This window comes from Escherichia sp. WS1451, from assembly GCF_046487365.1.
GTDB classification, from domain to species: Bacteria; Pseudomonadota; Gammaproteobacteria; order Enterobacterales; family Enterobacteriaceae; genus Escherichia; species Escherichia coli.
The window spans coordinates 1-1,537 of record NZ_JBJQJP010000062.1 but is presented as its reverse complement, the minus strand read 5'-3'; the positions used below and the strand labels follow the sequence as shown (position 1 = coordinate 1,537).

Here is a 1,537-nt window from a genome sequence, read left to right as displayed (position 1 = left end):
GTGCGCAGTTGCACGTCATTCTCAGACGAACCGATGACTGGATGGATGGCCGCCGCAGTCGTCACACTGATGATACGGATGTGCTTCTCCGTATACACCATGTTATCGGAGTGATCCTACCCACGTAATATGGACACAGGCCTAAGCGAGGTTCTGGTTTTCAAATTGTTCCGGACTGAGGCCGCCACACCAACTGTGCCGCCGCCACCGATTGTAATCACATTCGATATAATTAAACACCGTTGCCCGCATTATTTCCCGGCTGATAAAGTGTTCTCCATGGATACATTCCACTTTCAGCGAATGAAAGAAGCTTTCCACGCAGGCATTATCGTAGCAGCAACCTTTTGCGCTCATACTTCCACGCAGATTATGCCGCTTCAGTTGCGCCTGATAATCTGCTGAACAGTACTGGCCTCCACGGTCCGTGTGAACGATAACGTTCCGGGGCCTCTTACGCCGCCACAGCGCCATCTGCAGGGCATCGCAGGCCAGTTGCGCCGTCATGCGTGGCGACATTGACCAGCCAATAACGGCACGTGACCACAGGTCAATGACCACTGCCAGATACAGCCAGCCTTCATCTGTACGTAAGTACGTGATGTCTCCTGCCCACTTCTGGTTCGGGCCACTGGCGTAAAAATCCTGCTCCAACAGATTTTCTGACACAGGCAGGCCGTGTGCGCGGTAGCTGACCGGGCTGAACTTCCGGGAGGCCTTTGCCATCAGTCCCTGACGGCGCAGGCTTGCCGCCACGGTTTTTACGTTAAAGGGGTAACCCTGAGCACGCAGTTCATCCGTCAGGCGTGGGGCACCGTAACGCTGTTTTGACCGGGTAAAAGCCGCGAGGACAACGCTGTCGCAGTGTTAGCGGAACTGCTGACGCGTGCTTATCCTTGTCCGCCGCTGACACCACGTATACCAGCCGCTGCGGGCCACCCGGAGCACGCGGCACATTGCTTTGATGCTGAACTCAGCCTGATGTTTTTCAATAAAGACATACTTCATTTCAGGCGCTTCGCGAAGTATGTCGCGGCCTTTTGGAGGATAGCCAGCTCTTCATCCCGTTCTGCCAGCTGGCGTTTGAGACGTGCAATCTCGGTAGACATCTCCAGTTCACGTTCAGAAGACGTCTGCTGATTTTGCTGTTTACTGCGCCAGTTGTAGAGTTGTGATTCATACAGGCTGAGTTCACGGGCTGCGGCAGTAACACCGATGCGTTCAGCAAGCTTCAGGGCTTCACTGCGAAATTCAGGCGAATGCTGTTTACGGGGTTTTTTACTGGTTGATACTGTTTTTGTCATGTGAGTCACCTCTGACTGAGAGTTTACTCACTTAGCCGCGTGTCCACTATTGCTGGGTAAGCTCAGAGAGCTGCCCACGTATGGTTATCGTCGGGTATGGGCGCTGCTTCGCAGACAGGCAAAACTTGATGGTATGCCTGCGATCAATGCCAAACGTGTTTACCGGATCATGCGCCAGAATGCGCTGTTGCTTGAGCGAAAACCTGCTGTACCGCCATCGAAACGGGCACATA

General features: G+C 53.7%; 2 pseudogenes. One reads left to right on the top strand and one right to left on the bottom strand.

The features are described from left to right. Positions 1-141: 141 nt before the first annotated feature. Positions 142-1,304, bottom strand: a pseudogene (locus ACJHX7_RS26120) (IS3-like element IS3 family transposase). A gap of 67 nt (positions 1,305-1,371) precedes the next feature. Between ACJHX7_RS26120 and ACJHX7_RS26115 the strand changes: the two are divergent. After that, a pseudogene (locus ACJHX7_RS26115) lies at positions 1,372-1,537 on the top strand (IS3 family transposase); the annotation flags it as partial.